Annotated in this window: 15 protein-coding genes; 5 read left to right on the forward strand and 10 right to left on the reverse strand. The window is 73.4% G+C overall.

The window, feature by feature from the left end; genetic code table 11:
* Positions 1-132 precede the first annotated feature (132 nt).
* The 7 genes from RQG84_RS05000 to RQG84_RS05030 form a co-directional block, all read right to left on the reverse strand.
* Complete coding sequence (locus RQG84_RS05000) at positions 133-1,716, reverse strand: trypsin-like peptidase domain-containing protein (RefSeq protein WP_311209121.1); 1,584 nt, start codon at positions 1,714-1,716, stop codon at positions 133-135.
* A gap of 93 nt (positions 1,717-1,809) precedes the next feature.
* Positions 1,810-3,333: a HAMP domain-containing sensor histidine kinase gene (locus tag RQG84_RS05005; RefSeq protein WP_311209122.1), complete on the reverse strand. Its 1,524-nt coding sequence runs from the start codon at positions 3,331-3,333 to the stop codon at positions 1,810-1,812.
* A complete protein-coding gene (locus RQG84_RS05010) occupies positions 3,333-4,025 on the reverse strand; it encodes a response regulator transcription factor (protein ID WP_055962632.1) in 693 nt (230 codons plus the stop codon). Before RQG84_RS05010 ends, RQG84_RS05005 begins: the two co-directional genes overlap by 1 nt.
* Positions 4,026-4,099: 74 nt before the next feature.
* Positions 4,100-4,978 (reverse strand): fructosamine kinase family protein, encoded by an 879-nt coding sequence (locus RQG84_RS05015; RefSeq protein ID WP_311209123.1) that lies wholly within the window; start codon positions 4,976-4,978, stop codon positions 4,100-4,102.
* Between the two features lie 10 nt (positions 4,979-4,988).
* A complete protein-coding gene (locus RQG84_RS05020; RefSeq protein ID WP_055962638.1) occupies positions 4,989-5,495 on the reverse strand; it encodes a low molecular weight protein-tyrosine-phosphatase in 507 nt (168 codons plus the stop codon).
* Positions 5,496-5,499: 4 nt separating this feature from the next.
* Positions 5,500-5,883: a phage holin family protein gene (locus RQG84_RS05025; RefSeq protein ID WP_055962641.1), complete on the reverse strand. Its 384-nt coding sequence runs from the start codon at positions 5,881-5,883 to the stop codon at positions 5,500-5,502.
* 167 nt (positions 5,884-6,050) lie between these two features.
* On the reverse strand, positions 6,051-7,016 hold the full coding sequence (locus tag RQG84_RS05030) for an EamA family transporter (protein ID WP_311209124.1): 966 nt from the start codon (positions 7,014-7,016) through the stop codon (positions 6,051-6,053).
* Positions 7,017-7,060: 44 nt separating this feature from the next.
* Between RQG84_RS05030 and hisC the strand changes: the two genes are divergently transcribed.
* A complete protein-coding gene (gene hisC / locus RQG84_RS05035) occupies positions 7,061-8,131 on the forward strand; it encodes a histidinol-phosphate transaminase (RefSeq protein ID WP_311209125.1) in 1,071 nt (356 codons plus the stop codon).
* A gap of 983 nt (positions 8,132-9,114) precedes the next feature.
* Here the strand turns inward: hisC and RQG84_RS05040 are convergent.
* Complete coding sequence (locus RQG84_RS05040) at positions 9,115-10,827, reverse strand: FAD-dependent oxidoreductase (RefSeq protein WP_311209126.1); 1,713 nt, start codon at positions 10,825-10,827, stop codon at positions 9,115-9,117.
* A gap of 231 nt (positions 10,828-11,058) precedes the next feature.
* On the opposite strand from RQG84_RS05040, the gene pdhA reads away from it, so the two are divergent.
* Genes pdhA through RQG84_RS05055 form a run of 3 tightly spaced genes read left to right on the forward strand, consistent with a single transcriptional unit; the run spans position 11,059 to position 14,685 of the window.
* On the forward strand, positions 11,059-12,231 hold the full coding sequence (gene pdhA / locus RQG84_RS05045) for a pyruvate dehydrogenase (acetyl-transferring) E1 component subunit alpha (RefSeq protein ID WP_311209127.1): 1,173 nt from the start codon (positions 11,059-11,061) through the stop codon (positions 12,229-12,231).
* Positions 12,228-13,238 carry an alpha-ketoacid dehydrogenase subunit beta gene (locus tag RQG84_RS05050; protein WP_055962655.1) on the forward strand — a complete coding sequence of 337 codons (1,011 nt, stop codon included), beginning with the start codon at positions 12,228-12,230 and terminating at the stop codon, positions 13,236-13,238. Before pdhA ends, RQG84_RS05050 begins: the two co-directional genes overlap by 4 nt.
* Positions 13,239-13,254: 16 nt before the next feature.
* Positions 13,255-14,685, forward strand: a complete 1,431-nt coding sequence (locus RQG84_RS05055; protein WP_311209128.1) for a dihydrolipoamide acetyltransferase family protein — start codon at positions 13,255-13,257, stop codon at positions 14,683-14,685.
* Between the two features lie 9 nt (positions 14,686-14,694).
* Here RQG84_RS05055 and RQG84_RS05060 read toward each other — a convergent pair whose 3' ends face one another.
* The gene (locus RQG84_RS05060; protein WP_311209129.1) at positions 14,695-15,360 is read right to left on the reverse strand and encodes a DUF1684 domain-containing protein; all 666 of its coding nucleotides are present in this window, start codon (positions 15,358-15,360) and stop codon (positions 14,695-14,697) included.
* 116 nt (positions 15,361-15,476) lie between these two features.
* Between RQG84_RS05060 and RQG84_RS05065 the strand changes: the two genes are divergently transcribed.
* Positions 15,477-16,745 (forward strand): MFS transporter, encoded by a 1,269-nt coding sequence (locus RQG84_RS05065; protein ID WP_311209130.1) that lies wholly within the window; start codon positions 15,477-15,479, stop codon positions 16,743-16,745.
* Between the two features lie 9 nt (positions 16,746-16,754).
* Here the strand turns inward: RQG84_RS05065 and RQG84_RS05070 are convergent, their stop codons facing one another.
* The gene (locus RQG84_RS05070) at positions 16,755-17,687 is read right to left on the reverse strand and encodes an oxidoreductase (RefSeq protein ID WP_311209131.1); all 933 of its coding nucleotides are present in this window, start codon (positions 17,685-17,687) and stop codon (positions 16,755-16,757) included.
* Positions 17,688-17,727 lie beyond the last annotated feature (40 nt).

The following is a 17,727-nucleotide window of genomic DNA, read 5'->3' on the forward strand; positions in this document are numbered from 1 at the left end:
CGCGGTTTTCGGACAGGTAGGCCTGAGATGCCGCCAGACATGGCTCCTCCCCGGACGCAGGTGCCGCGTTCCGGGGAGGAGCAGGGCGGCGCAGTGCTCGGGGGGAGGGGCGCGCCGCCGTTCGGGGGAGCGTCAGTCGCTCGTCTCGCCACCGTCGGAGGCGAGGGTCACCTCCGCCTCGGCCTTCTTGCCGTCGCGCAGGTAGGTCAGCGTGACCTTCTCGCCGGGGCGGTAGCCGCGGATGCCGGCCACCAGCGCGTCGGAGCTGCCGACGGGAAGGCCGTTGATGGCGGTCACGATGTCGCCCTGCTCCAGACCGGCCTCGGCGCCGGCGCTGTCGGGGTTGACCTCGGTGATCTCGGCGCCGATGCCGGTGATGTCGTCGCTGTCGACGGCAGGACGGACGGTGACGCCGATGAGGGCGTGCTCGACCTTCTCGCCCTTGACCAGCTGGTCGGCCACGCTCTTGGCGAGGTCGATCGGGATGGCGAAGCCCAGGCCGATGGAACCGGCGCTCGCGGTGGTCGTGCCACCCGAGCGGATGGCGGAGTTGATGCCCACCACGCGACCCTCGAGGTCGACGAGCGGTCCGCCGGAGTTGCCCGGGTTGATCGCGGCGTCGGTCTGCACGGCGGGGAACACGGTGGTGTTCTGGCCCGAGCCGTCGGAGGAGGAGACGGGACGGTTCAGCGCGCTCACGATGCCGCTCGTGACGGTGCTCTCGAGACCGAAGGGCGAGCCGATCGCCACGACCTCCTCGCCGACCGCGAGGTCGGACGACTTGCCGAACGTGGCCGGGGTGAGGCCGTCGCGCTCGACCTTGACCACGGCGAGGTCGGTCTTCGGGTCGCGGCCCACGATCGTGGCCTTGGACGTGGTGCCGTCGCTGAAGGCCACCGTGATCGTGCCCTGCTCGGCGGCCGCCTCCACGACGTGGTTGTTGGTCAGGATGTTGCCGTCGCTGCTGATGGCGATGCCCGTCCCGGACCCGGCCTCGGAACCACCGGACACGTTGATCTGGACCACGGACGGCAGCACGGCCTTCGCGACCTTCTCGACCTGGCCGCTCGTGGCCTGGTCGCTGCCGCTGGTCGAGTCGAGCGAGCTGACCACCGGGCTCGTGCCGGAGTCGCCGGCACCGAGCTGGTCGTAGAGGGCGGCGCCGCCGGCTCCGGCGGCTGCGGCCAGCAGGGCGATGGCGGCGACGCCGGCCACGGCACGGCGGGGTCGACGTCGGGGCTTGTCCGCCGCCGCGGTGTGCTCGGCGAAGGGCGGCTGCTGGCCGCCACCGGCCCCGGCCGGGAGCACGACGGTGGGCTCGGCGCCGGGGTGGCCGGCCGCGGGGGCGGCGGGTGCCTCGTAGCGGTGCGCGTACTCCGGGGGGACCGGGGTGCCGGTGCGGTCGGGGGTCGAGGCCGCGGGCTGCTCGGTCGTGGGCTGCCCGGTGGTGGGCTGCTCAGCGGTGCGGTCCGGGGTCGAGCCCTGCTCGACGGGGGTCTGCACCGTCGGCTCGTGGTCGGCCGGGTGGCCACCGGGCTGCGGCTCACCGGTCGCCTGCTCGGGCGTGATCTGAGCGTCGGCGGGCTGCTGGGGAAGGTGCTGCTCGGGGGCAGCGCCAGGGGTGCCCTCCGCGCCCGAGGAGGGCGCATCGCCGGCCCCGCGCTGCGTCGGGGGGGAGTAGGGGCGATCGGCGAAGGGATCGTTCTGGTCGGTCATGGAACAACATTCTCCCCGATCACTGAGAGCGCGCTGAGCGGCGCGTGTGAGCGACGGAAGAAGATCGCGGTTCCTGTGGCGTGACGCCGCAGGTCAGAGCGGCGTGTCGTCGCCGCGCTCGGCCGCCGACGGCAGCGAGAACGTGACGACCGTGCCGCCGCTCTCGGGCGACTCCGCGTGCACGGCACCGCCGTGGCGCACCGCCGCCTGCTGCACGATCGACAGACCCAGCCCCGACCCCGGCATGGTGCGCGCCTCGGTGGAGCGGAAGAACCGGTCGAACACGTGCGGCAGGTCCTCCGCGGCGATGCCCGGACCCTCGTCACGGACGGTCAGCACGCCCTCGTGCAGGGCCACGGTGACCCTGCCGCCGTCCGGGCTCCACTTGACCGCGTTGTCCAGGAGGTTCGTCACGGCACGCTCGAGCACGTGGGCCTCGCCGATCACGTCCCACTGCTTCAGGCGGACGTCGAAGGTCAGGCCGGTCGAGCGGGGTCGCACCCGCTCCAGCGCCTGCTCCACCACGTCGACCAGGTCGAGCGGCTCGGGGGCCCGGTGCAGGGGCTCGTCGCGCGCCAGCTCGACCAGGTCGCCGACCAGGTTGGTCAGCTCGCCCAGCTGGGCCCGCACGTCGTCCATGATCTCGCGACGCTGCTCCAGGCTGAGGGTGCGGTCCTGCCGCTCGGTGGCCTGGCCCAGCAGCTCGATGTTGGTGCGCAGGCTCGTGAGCGGGGTGCGCAGCTCGTGGCCCGCGTCGGCGACGAGCTGGCGCTGGCGCTGCTGCGAGGCGTCCAGCGCCATGAGCATCTGGTTGAACGACGACGTGAGCCGGGCCAGCTCGTCGTGCTCGGAGCCGGTGACCTCGATCGGCTTCAGCTCGGCGGTGCGGGCCACGCGCTCGGTGGCGGCGGTGAGCCGGCGGACCGGCCGCAGCCCGTTGGTGGCCACCACCCAGCCCGCCACGCCGGCCACGAGGATGCCGACGGCGCTCGTGAGCAGCAGGATCACCTGCAGCCGGTCGAGCGAGCGCTGGGTCGACTCCATCGACTGCGCCAGCACCAGGGCCTGCCCGGGACCGGCCTGGACGGCCACGATGCGGTACGGCACGCCACCGATGCGGGCCGTGCGCTGCGACGTCGTCTCCTCGCCCAGCGACACGGCGATCTCGCGCTGGTCGTAGGGCACGTTCGAGCGGGTCTGCGCCGTGAAGATCTTGCCGCCCTCGACGGAGATGAACCGGATCCCGAACACCGAGAGCAGGTCGACGTCGGCCGCCGACATCGACGACGGGGAGTAGCCGGCCGACACGGCCGCGTCGGCCCGCTTCACCAACGAGGCGTCGAGCGAGCCCTCCAGCTCGGCCCGCACCGTGATGTAGACCGTGGCGCTCGCGACGGCCAGCACCGCGGCGACCGCGCCCGTGGTGAGCAGAGCGACGCGCAGGGCCAGCGACGCCCGCGCGGTGTACGGGTGGATCCGCCGCCTGGCCGCGTCGACCACGCCGGTCGTCCGCGAGGTTCCCTCGGCGGGCGAGGTGTCACCGCTCGCCGCGCCGGCCCCCGAGGGACGGACGCTCGTCGTGGAGGGACGGGAGGCGTCGGGGGACGAGGCCGTCATCAGGGCGGCGTCTCGCGCAGCACGTAGCCCACGCCGCGCACCGTGTGGAGGAGTCGTGCCTCGCCCTCGGCCTCGAGCTTGCGGCGCACGTAGCCGACGTAGACCTCGAGCGAGTTGGCGGTGGTGGGGAAGTCGAAGCCCCACACCTCCTCGAGGATGTACGACCGCTCCAGCACGCGCTTCGGGCGCTGCATGAACAGCTCGAGCAGGGCGAACTCGGTGCGGGTCAGGGAGATGGCGCGCTCGCCGCGGGTCACGTCGCGGGTGACCGGGTCGAGGGTCAGGTCAGCGAACTCCAGCGGCTGCTCGTCGGCCTCGAGCTCGGCCTGGCGGGCCGAGCGGCGCAGCAGGGCGCGCACGCGGGCCAGCAGCTCGTCGAGGGCGAACGGCTTGGTCAGGTAGTCGTCGGCGCCGGCGTCGAGACCGTCGACGCGGTCGCTCACGGCGTCGCGCGCGGTGAGCACGAGGATCGGCACGTCGTTGCCCGCGCTGCGCAGCGCGCGGGTGGCCTCGAGGCCGTCGAGCCGCGGCATCATGACGTCCATGACGATGATGTCGGGGTCGGTGCGGGGCACCACGGCGAGCGCCTCGGCGCCGTCGGAGGCGAGCTCGACGGTGTAGCCGTTGAACTCCAGCGAGCGCCGCAGCGAGTCACGGACGGCGCGGTCGTCGTCGACCACCAGGATGCGCATGGGTCCAGTGTGCCCAACCCTGGTGAGAATCGGCTGAGTTCGCCGTCGAGTCCTTCGGCGGACCGCGGGTGCGGTCAGTCGGTGGGCGGGTGGAGCGCGGCCTGCGCGGCGGCGGTGGCGCGGGCGCCGTAGGTGCCGCCGAACAGCACGGCGTGCACGAGCAACGGGTGCAGCTGGTGCAGCGGGACGCGGGCCTGCCACCCGTCGGCGAGCGGGGCCTGCTCCTCGTAGGACTCGAGCACCCGCTGCAGGTGCGGCAGCCCGAACAGCGCCAGCATGGCGAGGTCGGTCTCGCGGTGCCCGCCGTGCGCGGCCGGGTCGATGACCCAGGCCTGTCCGTCGGTGCCCCACACGACGTTGCCCGACCACAGGTCGCCGTGGATGCGGGCGGGGGGCTCGGCCGGCCCGGCGATCTCGCGGATGCGGCCCATCGTGCGCTCGATGGTGCCGGCCTGCTCCTTCGTGAGCGCCTTGCGCTGCACCGCGGCACGCACGTAGGGCATGACCCGGCGCGACGCGTAGAACTCCGGCCACGTCTCGAGCGGACGGTTGGGCAGCGGGGCGAGCCCGATGAAGCCGTCGACGTCGGCGCCGAACGTGGGCGCCCCGGCGGCGTGGGTGCGGGCCAGGGCGCGGCCGAACCGCTCGGCCGCCTCGACGGTCGGCTTTCCGGGCTCGACCCAGGCCAGCACCACGCACTCGTCGTCGGCACCCAGCAGGTCAGGCACCTTCACCCCGTCGGACACCTCGGCCAGCCAGCGCAGCCCGGCGGCCTCGCGGGCGAAGAACCCGGCGGGGGCCTGCGGGCGGGTCTTGATGACCGCGGTGCGGCCGTCGCTCAGCCGGAGCCGGGTGGTCGTGCAGATGTCGCCACCCGCCACGGGGGTCGTGGCGACCACCCCGTGCCCGATGAGCGCCTCCGCGCGCGCTGCCGTCCCCGTCATCCGTGCCATGGCCGCGAGGTTACCCGGTGAGGTCGGCACGGAGCCGCGGTACGGCGGCCACGACGGCGTCGCTGGTCCGTTCGACCATGGCGAGCACCTGCTGGAAGCCCTCGGCCCCGCCGTACCAGGGGTCCTCGACCTCGTCGTCGCCCGGCGCGGCCTCCGGGTCGAACGAGCGGAACATCCGCACGCGCTCGGCGTCGGCCACGGTGGGGGCGAGCTCGGTCATGTCGGCGTGGTTGCGGGCGTCCATCGCGAGCATGAGGTCTGCCTCGGCGTACGTGTCGGTCGTGAACGTGCGGGCGCGGTGCCGGGTCGGGTCGTACCCGGCGGCGCTCAGTGCGGTGGCGGCGCGCTCGTCCATCGGCTCGCCCTCGTGCCACCCACCGGTGCCGGACGACGTGACCACGACGTCGTCGGCCAGGCCGGCGTCGGCGAGCCGCTGCTCGAGCACCACGTGCGCCATGGGGGAGCGGCAGATGTTGCCCAGGCAGGTGACCTCGACGCGCAGGGGTCGCTCGCTCATGCGCTCAGTCACCCGCGAAGGCGCCGAGGACGGCGTTGACGATCGAGATCACGATCGACGCCAGCACCGCCCACCAGAAGCCGTCGATGAAGAACGGGGCGTCGAGGGAGTCGGCGATGCGCGACGTCAGCAGCAGCAGGCCGGCGTTGATGACCACGAGCGCCAGCCCCAGCGTGAGGATGATGAACGGCAGCGACAGCACCTTGATGATCGGCGCGATGAACGTGTTCACGACGGCGAAGATGGCCGCGACGACCGCGAGCGTGACGAGCCGGTCCGACGTCGTGTCGCTCGCCGTGCCGATGCTCATGTGCGTGCCGAGCAGCCACGCGGCCGTGGCCAGCGCCGCCGCGCCGAGCACCCAGGAGGTGAGAAGTCGAGAGAGCATGCGTCGATCATGGCAGTGGCCCCGCTCCCGGCGCGATTCGCCGCGGAACGCGTTCCGCCCCTCCCGTCCCGCAGATTCCCAGGTCGACCTGGGAATCTGCGGCCGCGCACGGGAAACCTCCGTCTGCACGGGTTGCTTCCCGTGCGGGAGCGGGGAGAACCGTGCGGCTAGGTCAGGGGTGGCAGCTCGTCCGGGTGGTCGCGCCGGGCGGTCTGCGCCAGCACGATCCCGACCAGCACCAGCACGACGCCGCCCAGCTGCACGGCGGTGAGCGACTCGGCGTACCAGCCCCATCCGACGACGCTCGCGACGACGGGCTCGAGCATGGCCACCACGCTCACGACGGTGGCCGGCAGGGCGCGCAGCGCGAGCAGCAGCAGGAAGAACGGCGTGACGGTGCCGAGCACCACGACCCAGCCCATCGCCACCCACGCCGGGACCGTGAGGTCGGAGAGTCGGCCGAGCATCGACGCGTCCGCGCCCAGTGCGTCGGCCCTCCAGACGGGTGCGACCACGTTCATGAGGACCGCGGCCATCGCGAACGCCCACAGGATGTGGTGCAGCGGCTCGGCCGAGACACCGCCGTCCTCGCCGAGCAGGAAGTAGGCGGCGAAGCAGCCCGCCGCCAGCAGCGCCATGACCACGCCCAGCCCGTCGAACACCAGGCCCGACCAGACCTGGCTCACGACCGCCAGCCCGACCAGGGTGAGCCCCAGAGCCGGCCACATCCGGGCGTGCACGGGCTCGCGTCGGGCGAAGCGCACCCACAGCACCACGAGCACCGGGCCGGTGTACTCCAGCAGCAGGGCGATGCCGAGCGGCAGCCGGTTGATCGCGACGTTGTAGAACCCCTGCAGCCCGGCGATGCCGACGACACCGAGGCCGATCAGCAGCGGCAGGCGGCGCACGGCGGGCAGGCGGAGGGCGGACCGGTCGACGACGAGGGCGATGACGACGAGCACGAGCAGCGCCCCGGTGATGCGCACCGTCGTGAACGTGGCCTCGTCGGTGCCCGAGCGCAGGGGGATGCGGGAGGCGCCGGCGTTGAGCCCGAACAGGACGGCCGCGGTGAGGACCAGCGCGTAGCCGACGACGGGCGACCGCACGGGCTGCGGGAGGCGGGCGCTGGTCACGACAGCATCATCGCGGTCCAGCGGCGCGCGGCTACCCTCGGCCCATGACCGTCCCGCTGCCGCGCTCCGTCGTCGACGCCATCCCCGGCTACAAGGCCGGCCGCGCCGCCGAGCTCGACGAGCTGAAGCTCTCGAGCAACGAGAACCCCTTCCCGCCGCTGCCGGGCGTCGTCGAGCGCGCCGCGGCCGAGCTGGCTCGCGTCAACCGCTACCCCGACGCCGGCGTCGCGCTCCTGCACGACGCGCTGGCCGCCCACCTGGACCGCCCGACCGAGGCGTTCGCCGCGGGCACCGGCTCGGTGGCCGTGCTGTTCTCGCTCCTCGACGCCTACTGCGGTCCGGGCGACGAGGTGGTGACGGCCTGGCGCTCGTTCGAGGCGTACCCGATCGCCGTCACCGTCACGGGGGCCACGCACGTGCGCGTGCCGCTGCGCGCGGACGCCACGCACGACCTCGACGCCATGGCCGCAGCGGTCACCGAACGGACGAAGGTCGTCGTCGTCTGCACGCCGAACAACCCGACCGGCCCGGTCGTCGGCCATGGCGAGCTGGAGCGCTTCGTCGAGTCCCTGCCCCCGTCGGTGCTGGTGGTCGTGGACGAGGCGTACCTGGAGTTCGTGCGCGACCCGGCCGCCGCACGTGGTCTGGAGCTGCAGGCTCGGTTCGACAACGTGGTGGTCCTGCGCACCTTCTCGAAGGCGTACGGGCTCGCCGGCCTGCGCGTCGGCTACCTCGTGGGCCACGCCGACGTGGCTGCGGCGACTCGCAAGGCGACGCCCCCGTTCAGCGTCACCGACGTCGCGCAGGCGGCCGCGGTCGCGTCGCTCGAGGCGCGCGACGAGCTGGCCGAGCGCGTCGAGTCGGTCGTCGCCGGGCGTGCGACGCTGCTCGACGGCCTGCGCGGCCAGGGCTGGACGGTCCCCGACAGCGAGGCGAACTTCGTGTGGCTGCCCACCGACGACGGGCCCGCCCTCGCCGAGGCCCTGTGGCCCGTCTCGGTCCGTCCCTTCCCCGGCCCGGTGGCCGACGGCGGCGGCGTGCGGATCAGCGTCGGCACCGACGCGGCCAACGAGCGCCTGCTCGACGCCGCGGCGCGGCACCTGACGGGGCGGTAGCCGGGTCCCGTCCTGCGGCTGCGCTGCGTCGGCTGGGTCTGGCCCTGCGGCTGCGCTGCGTCGGCTCCGCGTCGACCTGCGCTCCGAGAGGGGCCTCGACCGGCGGCGGGGTGCGCGCCTGGCGGAGGTTCTCGGGGCTCGGTCGGTGCCGGTCGCACCGCTGCGCTGCCTCGGCTCCGCGTCGACCTGCGCTCCGAGAGGGGCCTCGACCGGCGGCGGGGTGGGTGCTTGGCGGAGGTTCTCGGGAGGCGGTCGGTGTCGGCCGCATCGCTGCGCTGCTGTGGGGGTGAGTGGTCCTGCGCTCCTAAAGGGGCCTCGACCGGCGGTGGGGTGCGCGCTCGGCCTGGGTGCTCGGGGCACGGGGACGTCGATGGTGCGTTCGGGGTGTCCTGGCCGGCTCGTTGCCTCGTCGTGTGTCGGTCGGGGCCGTCAGAGGTAGGTAGCGCGCGTTATCCGCCGGGCGGAGGTAGGTGGCGCGCGGATACGGACCTCCATACCGCGGCTCACCTACCTCTGACGAGCCGATTCCGCGGCTCACCTACCTCTGACGCGCCGATTCCGCGGGCCACCTACCTCTCACTAGGCCTGGGCAGTGGGAGGTAGGTGACGCACCGCACCCGGGCGGTTTGAGGTGCGAGACCTACCTCTGACGGCCCGGTTCGGTGCGAGACCTACCTCTGACGACCCAGGACCGGCCGCGGCACCCGGGCTCGGCCGAGCGGGAGCCCATCCGACGGTCGAGGCCCTTTCGGAGACCGAGCCGAGACCCAGCCGGAGCAGCGCAGCCGCAGGTCCGGACCCAGCCGGGGCGACGCAGCCGCAGGTCCAGCCCCAGCCGAGGCGACGCAGCCGCAGGTCCGGACCCCGCCGAGGCGACGCAGCCGCAGGACCAGACCCAGCGAAAGCGACGCAGCCGCAGGTCCGGCCCCAGCCGAGGCAGCCCAGCCGCAGGTCCAGCCCCAGCCGCAGGACGACGACCGGACCTACGGCGCCAGCCAGCGGTGGATGAGCGGGACGACCGACGAGCCCTCGCCGCTGGCCGCGGCGACGCGCTTCATCGACCCGGCGCGGATGTCGCCGACGGCGAAGACGCCGGGGGCGGTGGTGGCGAGTGTCTCCGGAGGGACGATCGCCTCGGCCGACCAGGGGCCGGGCACGCCACCGGGGCCGAGCCACGCCTCCTTCGGCACGTCGCGACCGGTGAGCACGAAGCCGTTGGGGTCCCGCGTGACCTCGGGCGGCAGCCAGCTGCACGTCGGGCGCGCGCCGAGCAGCAGGAACAGCCCGGCCGCGACGACCCGCTCGACCTCACCCGTGGCGTTGGTGCGCAGGTCGAGCCACTCCAGCTGCCCCGCGCCGCCGCCGTCGACGACCTCCACGCCGACCCGGACCGAGACGCGCTCGTTCCAGCGGAGCTCGTCGACGAGGTACTGCGACATCGTCTCGCCGAGGTCGCGGCGCACGACGATCGTCACCGACGACGCGAAGCGGGCCAGGTGGATGGCCGCCTGCCCGGCGGAGTTGCCGCCGCCCACCACGACCACCGGCTGGCCCTCGACCTCCTGCGCCGCGGTCATCGCCGACCCGTAGTGCACCCCGCGACCCACGAGCTCCTCCACGGACTCGACGTCGAGGTGGCGGTAGGCGACGCCCGTCGCGATCACGACCGACCGCGCGCGCACCTGTCCGCCGCCCACCGTGGTGATGACGTGCTCACGCTCGGCGTGCGGGGCCGACGGGACGCACGGCCGGAGCGCGTCGACCTCCCACCCGGTGAGGAACCGTGCCCCGAACCGGATCGCCTGCGACCGCGCGCGCTGCGCCAGCCGCATGCCGGAGACGCCGCGCGGGAAGCCGAGGTAGTTGCGGATCATCGAGCTGGTGCCGGCCTGCCCGCCGATGGCCTCGCTCTCGAGCACGACGGTGCTGAGCCCCTCGCTCGCCGCGTACACGGCGGCGGCCAGGCCTGCCGGTCCGGCGCCGACCACCGCGACGTCGACGACGTCGTCGACCACCGTCTCGCCGGGTCCGCCGTACATGACCTGGGCGACCTCGCGCACCGACGTCGGCACGAAGGGTGGTCGGTACACGCTGGCGACCACCGGCTCCCCGGGCTCGCCGCCGTTCTCGACGAGCTCGGCCAGCACCGCGCGGCCGACGTCGCTGTCGGGGTGGTGCACCCCCGTGGGGATGCCCATGCGTTGGGCGAAGTCGCGCACGGCGGCCGTGAGCGGGTTGGACGGGCCCGAGACGATCCGCATCGTCTCGACCTCCGGTGCCGCCACGGTGGACCCCCAGTCCGACAGCAGCTCCCCGACGGCGCCGTGGAACTCCTCGTCGCGCAGGCCCCGTGGCATGAGCAGGTAGCCGTCGAACTTGCCGTGCGCGAGGCCGGGGCGGAGCCGGTCGCCCTCGTCGAGGAAGCGGTCCCAGGGAACGGTCACGAGCCGACGCGCGGTGGGCACCACCCGACGCCAGGTGGCGAACGACGTCCACACGTCGGCGTCGGGGAGGGCCGCGTCCTGCACCACGAGCGCGACCTGGCGGCCGTCGGCGCACAGCCGCTCGAGCAGGGCGGTGGCGTCGGCGCACGTGCGAGCGATCCGCACGTCGTAGTCGCGGTGGTAGCGGCGGAACTCGTCGTCGAGCAGCGACGCGTGGTCGTTGCTCGCGAGGAGGATCACGGGGTGGTCCACCCCCGAAGTCTAGGAAGGCCCCGGTCGCGTCCGGTGACGATCCGATGAACGTGCGCCCCACGGGGACCGCGGGGCTTGGCCGACGTGGGCCCGACGCGTTACCGTGGCGTCGTGATGTGACTGCGGTCACGCCACGACCGACCGCCACGCCCGCGCCACCACTGCGGGTCAGCGGTCCCGTACCGCCCCACCGACGTGGAGACCCCGCGCCGGCAGCGAGAGGAACAGCGCATGACCGTACCCCTGCACACCCCGACCACGTCCACGAAGGACGACGGGTCGCGGCGAGTGACCACGCCCTCGACCGTCGACACCGAGCTCGTCCAGCTGCTGACACCCGAGGGTCGTCGGGTCGAGCACGAGCGCTACGCCTTCGAGGGCGACGACGAGAGCATCCGCGCGATGTACCGCGACCTCCTCCTCGTCCGCCGCATCGACCACGAGGCGCACGCCCTGCAGCGCCACGGCGAGCTCGGCCTGTGGGCGCAGTGCCTCGGGCAGGAGGCCGCGCAGGTCGGCTCCGGCCGCGCGCTCGCGCCGCAGGACTTCGCGTTCCCCACCTACCGCGAGCACGGCGTGGCGTGGTGCCGCGGCATCGACCCGGCCAAGCTGCTCGGCCTGTTCCGCGGTGTCGAGCTCGGCGGCTGGGACCCCGCCGAGACCGGCATGGCGCTCTACAGCATCATCATCGGCGCCCAGACCATGCACGCCACGGGCTACGCGATGGGCCTGCAGCGCGACGGCGTCGTCGGCACGGGCGACCAGACCCGCGACGCCGCTGCCCTCGCCTACTTCGGCGACGGCGCGAGCAGCCAGGGCGACGTGCACGAGGCGTTCGTCTGGGCGTCGTCGTTCAACGCACCGGTCGTCTTCTTCTGCCAGAACAACCACTGGGCCATCTCGGTGCCGACGGCCCGCCAGAGCCGCGTGCCGCTGGTGCAGCGCGCCGCCGGCTACGGCTTCGGTGGCGTGCGGGTCGACGGCAACGACGTGCTGGCCGTGCACGCGGTCACCCAGGCGGCGCTCCAGCGAGCACGCGACGGCGAGGGACCGACGCTCGTCGAGGCGGTCACCTACCGGATGGGCGCGCACACGACGTCGGACGACCCCACCCGCTACCGCGACACCGCCGAGGTGGAGGCGTGGAAGCACCGCGACCCGCTGACCCGCGTGGAGACGTACCTGCGCGAGGTCGACACCCCCGAGTCGTTCTTCACCGACCTGCAGACGGAGGCCGAGGACCTCGGTGCGCACCTGCGCGAGGCCTGCCGCTCCCTGCCCGAGCCCGACCTCGGCGCGCTGTTCGACGGCGTCTACGCCGACGCGCACCCCGAGCTGGCCGAGCAGAAGGCCGAGTACCTCGCCTACCGGGCGTCGTTCGAGACCGAGGGCGGTGCGGCATGAGCACCAGCACGAGCACGAGCCAGAGGACGTCGGCCGTCGGCCAGCGGCTCAGCCTCGGCAAGGCCATCAACGCCGGCCTGCGGGCCGCCATGGAGTCCGACCCCAAGGTCGTCGTCATGGGTGAGGACGTCGGCCCGCTCGGCGGCGTCTTCCGCGTGACCGAGGGCCTGCAGAAGGACTTCGGCGAGGACCGGGTGATCGACACCCCGCTCGGGGAGTCCGGGATCGTCGGCGCCGCGGTGGGCATGATGCTGCGCGGCTACCGCCCGGTCGTGGAGATCCAGTTCGACGGCTTCGTGTACCCCGCCTACGACCAGATCGTCAGCCAGGTCGCCAAGCTGCACGCCCGCAGCCAGGGCGTCGTGACGATGCCGGCGGTCATCCGCATCCCGTTCGGCGGCGGCATCGGCGCGGTCGAGCACCACTCCGAGAGCCCCGAGGCGCAGTTCTGCCTGACCGCCGGGCTGCGCGTGGTGAGCCCGTCGAACGCCCACGACGCCTACTGGATGATCCAGCAGGCGATCGCCAGCGACGATCCCGTCGTCTTCATGGAGCCCAAGCGTCGCTACTGGGACGCCGGGCCGGTCGGCCAGGAGAGCACCCCGCTGCACGCCTCGCAGGTCGTGCGCGACGGCCGCCACGCCACGCTGCTGGCCTACGGACCCATGGTGCGCACGTGCCTGGAGTCGGCCGAGGCCGCCGCCGAGGACGGGGTGGACCTGGAGGTCATCGACCTGCGCACCCTCAGCCCCCTCGACCTGGGCCCCGTGCACGAGTCGGTCCGTCGCACGGGCCGCGCCGTCGTGGTGCACGAGGCGTCACGCACGCTCGGCCTCGGTGCCGAGATCGCGGCCCGCGTGCAGGAGGAGTGCTTCTACTCCCTCGAGGCGCCCGTGCTGCGCGTGACCGGCTACGACATGCCCTACCCACCCAGTCGGGTGGAGGAGGAGTTCCTGCCCGACCTCGACCGTGTGCTCGACGCCGTCGACCGCGCCATGGCGTTCTGAGAGCGGGAGACATCTGATGAGTGAGTTCAGGCTGCCCGACGTGGGCGAGGGACTGACCGAGGCCGAGGTGCTCACCTGGCACGTCGCCGTGGGCGACGTCGTCGAGGTGAACCAGGTGATCGTCGACATCGAGACCGCGAAGTCGGTCGTGGAGCTGCCCAGCCCGTTCGCGGGCGAGGTGACGGCCCTGCTGGTGCGCGAGGGGACGACCGTGCCCGTGGGCACGCCGATCATCGCGATCGGTGGCCCGACGGGAGCCGTCGTGCCCGACGACGCTCGCGACCTCACCGACGAGCGCCCGGTCGAGGGCGACGTCGAGGAGCCGGCGGTGGAGGACAAGCGCGAGCCCGTGCTCGTCGGCTACGGGGTGCGCACCGCGTCCACGCGCCGACGTCGACGCAAGGGTGACGCCGAGCCGGTCGGCTCCGTGGCCGTGCCCACCGCGCCCTCCAACGCGCCCGAGCCGGCCACCGGCCATGACACGGCCCCTGCGCAGCGGGTCGAGATGCGCACCTTGGCCAAGCCGCCCGTGCGCAAGCTGGCCAAGGACCACGGCGTGGACCTCACCACGGTCCCGTGCGACGGCCCCGTGGTCACCCGCGCCGACGTGGAGGCGTTCATCGCCGGACGCAGGTCGGAGCCGGTCACCGTGCCGACGTCGACCTCACCCGCCGCGCCGGCACCCGTCAGGTCCGCCGAGGGCGACACCCGCATCCCCGTGAAGGGCGTCCGCAAGGCCACGGCCCAGGCCATGGTCAGCTCGGCGTTCACGGCACCGCACGTCACCGAGTGGGTCACGCTCGACGTGACCGCCACGATGGAGCTGGTCGAGCGGCTCAAGGCCGACCGGCGCTTCCGCGAGGTCAAGGTCTCGCCGACGCTGGTCGTGGCCAAGGCCGTCTGCCTGGCGCTGGCCCGCACGCCCGAGCTGAACGCCAGCTGGGACGAGCAGGCGCAGGAGATCGTGCTCAAGGGCTCGGTCAACCTCGGCGTCGCGGCCGCCACCGACCGCGGTCTAGTCGTGCCCAACATCCCGGGCGCCGACCGGATGAGCCTGGTCGAGCTGGCGCAGGCGCTGGGCGACCTCACCGCCACGGCCCGTGCCGGCCGCACCCAGCCGGCGCAGATGAGCGGTGGCACGTTCACGATCACCAACGTCGGCGTGTTCGGCGTCGATGCGGGCACGCCCATCCTCAACCCGGGCGAGACCGGCATCCTGTGCGTCGGCCAGATCGACCGTCGTCCGTGGGTGGTCGGCACCCCCGGCGGGGGTGCCGGGCCGTGGGCGGCGTCGAGCACAGGTGCCGACGAGCGGATCGAGCCGCGCTGGGTCACGACGCTCGCGGTCAGCTTCGACCACCGCGTCGTCGACGGCCAGCAGGGCTCCCAGTTCCTGGCCGACGTCGCCGCGCTCCTGCGCGACCCCGCCCTCGCCCTCACGTTCTGAGGGCGAGGGTCAGGGGAGGCGCTCGCCCGCCTCGACGACGTCGGTGACCATGTTGCCCGGCGACGCGAGGGGGCAGCGCCAGCGGTCGTCGTAGCGGCACGACGGGTGGTACGCGAAGTTCAGGTCGAGCACGAGGTGGTCGTCACGCTCGTCGGGTGCGCCGGCGGCGCCCTCTGCCGCCCGTGGCCCGGCACCCCCGCCGAGCCAGGAGCCCTTGGCGGTGTCGAGCAGGTAGCGGCCCGCACCGTACGACGCCCCAGCCCCTGAGTCCCGGCCCGACGTGCCGTCCCGCAGGGGCACGAAGATGCCGCCGGCGTACTGCTGGAGCGTCCACACGTCGAGCGTCGAGCCCGACGGCAGGGCCAGCTGCCCGGTGCGCCGCATCGTCACGTCACCGTCGCCCCCGCCGTCGACGACCCGCTCGTCGGGGTCCACGGCATCGGTCGGCGCGGGCAGCAGCGGCAGCTCGAACCGCCAGGCGGGGTCGTAGGGCCAGTAGGGCAGCCCGGTCTCGCGCAGCGGGTCGCGCGCCGGCAGCGGCGACTGGGGGTGGCTGCGGAACAGCTCGTCGCGACCGCTCCGCCACGTCGCATGACCCCGTTCATGGTCGGGATCGGCGCGCACCTGCTCGTAGAGCGCGGCCACGCGCACCCGCCAGTCCACCAAGGTCAGCATGGGAGCCACGCTAGGGACCGCGCACGGATCCGCAACCGCCCGAGCCGACCCCGGCGCGGACCGACACCGAGCGCATACTGGGGCGAGTGAGCGGAGCGACGAGCAGGAGAGGGCCGGTGGCGGTCTGGCTCGTCGGGCTCTCCCTGTACTTCCTCGCCGTCTTCCACCGCTCGTCGCTCGCGGTGGCGGGACTCGCCGCGAGCGAGCGGTTCGGCATCTCGGCCGCCCAGCTATCGACGTTCGTCATGCTGCAGCTGGTGGTCTACGCGGGCATGCAGATCCCGGTGGGTCTGCTGCTCGACCGGTTCGGTCCCCGCCGCATCCTCACCATCGGCGTCCTCGTGCTCACCGCGGCGCAGGTGACCTTCGCCCTGGCCGACACGTTCGCCGTGGCGCTCGTCGCCCGCGTGTTCGTGGGGCTGGGCGACGCGATGACCTTCGTGTGCGTGCTCCGGCTCGTGAACACCTGGTTCCCGTCGCGGCGGATCCCGCTCGTCACCCAGCTCACGGGCGTGCTCGGCCAGATGGGAGCTCTCGTGGCCGCCGCTCCCATGACGTGGGCGCTGCGTGAGCTCGGCTGGACCACCACCTACCTGTCGGCGGCGTCGCTCGGCATCGTCCTGCTCGCCGCCCTCCTGCTCGTGGTGCACGACGAGCCCGGCTCGCCGCGGGTGCTCGGCGCCCCGCTGTCGTGGACGACGGTCCGCTCCAGCCTGGCGGCGTCGTGGCGCCACCCCGGGACCCGCCTGGGGTTCTGGGTGCACTTCACGACCCAGTTCAGCGCCACCACGTTGGGCCTGCTGTGGGGCTACCCGTTCTTCGTGCGCGGCGAGGGCCGCACGCCCGCCGAGGCAGGCGCCCTGCTGACGATCCTGGTGCTCGCCGTCATGGTGGCCGGGCCGACGCTGGCCTGGGCCATCACCCGCGACCCGTGGCAGCGCTCGAGCATCGTGCTCGGCATCGTGTGGGCGGTCGTCGCGGTGTGGACGGTCGTGCTGGTGTGGCCGGGCGACGCGCCGGCCTGGCTGCTCGTGGTGCTCGTGGTCGTGGTGGGCGTGGGCGGACCCGCGTCGATGATCGGCTTCGACCTCGGCCGATCGTTCAATCCTCCCAACCGGTTGGGCGCCGCGACGGGCATCATCAACCAGGGCGGCTTCGTCGCCTCGTTGCTGCTGGTCGTGGCCATCGGCCTGGTCCTCGACTGGCGCACGCCCGGTTCCAGCACGGCCTACTCGGCCGAGTCGTTCCGCTGGGCCATGTCGGTGCAGTACGTGCTGTGGGCCGTCGGCATCGTGCAGATCTGGCGCTACCGTCGGCGCACGCGGGCGGAGCTGCTCGCCGAGGACCCGGACGCCCGCGAGCGCTGGCGCGACGGCCTCGCCTAGCCGAACCGGTCAGGCGACGTCGAACGGGACGCCCGTGGCGATCTCGGAGGCGGTCCACAGGTTGTCGGCCAGCTGCTCGTCGCGTGCCCAGCGGGTCATGCCGACGAGCACGGGCTTGCCGCGCATCTGACCGAGCAGGTTCGGGCCGACGTACTCGCCGCCGGTAAAGCTCTCGTCGGTCGCCGCCCTCAGCGAGGGCAGGGCACCGGCGGCGGCCGACTGACCGACCACGCGACTGATCTGGTGCAGTCCGAAGCCGAGCATCGGGTTGCCCATCTTGAGGCCGGTCTGCTGGAGCTCGGTGTTGGCGTAGCCGGGGTGCGCCGCCACGCTGACGACGCCGAGGCCGGCGGCCTTCGCGCGCCGGTCGAGTTCGAGGGCGAACGACAGGTTCGCCAGCTTGGACTCCGCGTAGGTCTGCCAGCGGCGGTAGCGGCGCGGCGATCCCTCGGGCGTGAGGGCTCGCAGGTCGACGCCCTTGGCGCCGGTGTGGGCGAGGGAGGAGATCGTGACCACGCGGGCGTCGCTGGCCTTCAGCACGGGCCACAGGCGCCCGGTCCAGGCGAAGTGCCCGAGGTGGTTGGTGCCCATCTGCAGCTCGAAGCCGTCGGCGGTGGCGCTCTTCGGCGGGATCATGATGCCCGCGTTGTTGACCAGCAGGTCGATTCGGTCGTGGCGCGACGTGAGCTCGTCGGCGGCGCGCTCGACGTCGGCCAGGTCGGCCAGATCGAGGGCGAGCGTCTCGAGGTCGACGTCGGGGAGCTCGGCCCGCAGCCGCGCGACGGTGGCGTCGGCCTTCTTCGGGTTCCGTGCGGTCACCACGAGGGCGGCGCCCTTGCGGCCCAGCTCGAGGGCCGTGTGGAAGCCGAGCCCGCCCGTGACGCCGGTGACGACCGCTCGGGTGCCGGTGAGGTCGGGGATGTCCTGCGCGCTCCAGCTCATGGGATGAACGGTAGCGGCCCCCGGCGAGCCGCGCCGGACC

This window comes from Aeromicrobium sp. WCS2018Hpa-31 (assembly GCF_031843905.1).
Classification (GTDB): Bacteria; Actinomycetota; Actinomycetes; order Propionibacteriales; family Nocardioidaceae; genus Aeromicrobium.

Coding starts and splice junctions, on each gene's coding strand:
- RQG84_RS05005 (WP_311209122.1), bottom strand. CDS start 3,333: ATGACGGCCTCGTCCCCCGACGCCTCCCGTCCCTCCACGACGAGCGTC.
- RQG84_RS05070 (WP_311209131.1), bottom strand. CDS start 17,687: ATGAGCTGGAGCGCGCAGGACATCCCCGACCTCACCGGCACCCGAGCG.
- RQG84_RS05050 (WP_055962655.1), top strand. CDS start 12,228: ATGAGCACCAGCACGAGCACGAGCCAGAGGACGTCGGCCGTCGGCCAG.
- pdhA (WP_311209127.1), top strand. CDS start 11,059: ATGACCGTACCCCTGCACACCCCGACCACGTCCACGAAGGACGACGGG.
- RQG84_RS05020 (WP_055962638.1), bottom strand. CDS start 5,495: ATGAGCGAGCGACCCCTGCGCGTCGAGGTCACCTGCCTGGGCAACATC.
- RQG84_RS05025 (WP_055962641.1), bottom strand. CDS start 5,883: ATGCTCTCTCGACTTCTCACCTCCTGGGTGCTCGGCGCGGCGGCGCTG.
- RQG84_RS05060 (WP_311209129.1), bottom strand. CDS start 15,360: ATGCTGACCTTGGTGGACTGGCGGGTGCGCGTGGCCGCGCTCTACGAG.
- RQG84_RS05010 (WP_055962632.1), bottom strand. CDS start 4,025: ATGCGCATCCTGGTGGTCGACGACGACCGCGCCGTCCGTGACTCGCTG.
- hisC (WP_311209125.1), top strand. CDS start 7,061: ATGACCGTCCCGCTGCCGCGCTCCGTCGTCGACGCCATCCCCGGCTAC.
- RQG84_RS05015 (WP_311209123.1), bottom strand. CDS start 4,978: ATGGCACGGATGACGGGGACGGCAGCGCGCGCGGAGGCGCTCATCGGG.
- RQG84_RS05000 (WP_311209121.1), bottom strand. CDS start 1,716: ATGACCGACCAGAACGATCCCTTCGCCGATCGCCCCTACTCCCCCCCG.
- RQG84_RS05055 (WP_311209128.1), top strand. CDS start 13,255: ATGAGTGAGTTCAGGCTGCCCGACGTGGGCGAGGGACTGACCGAGGCC.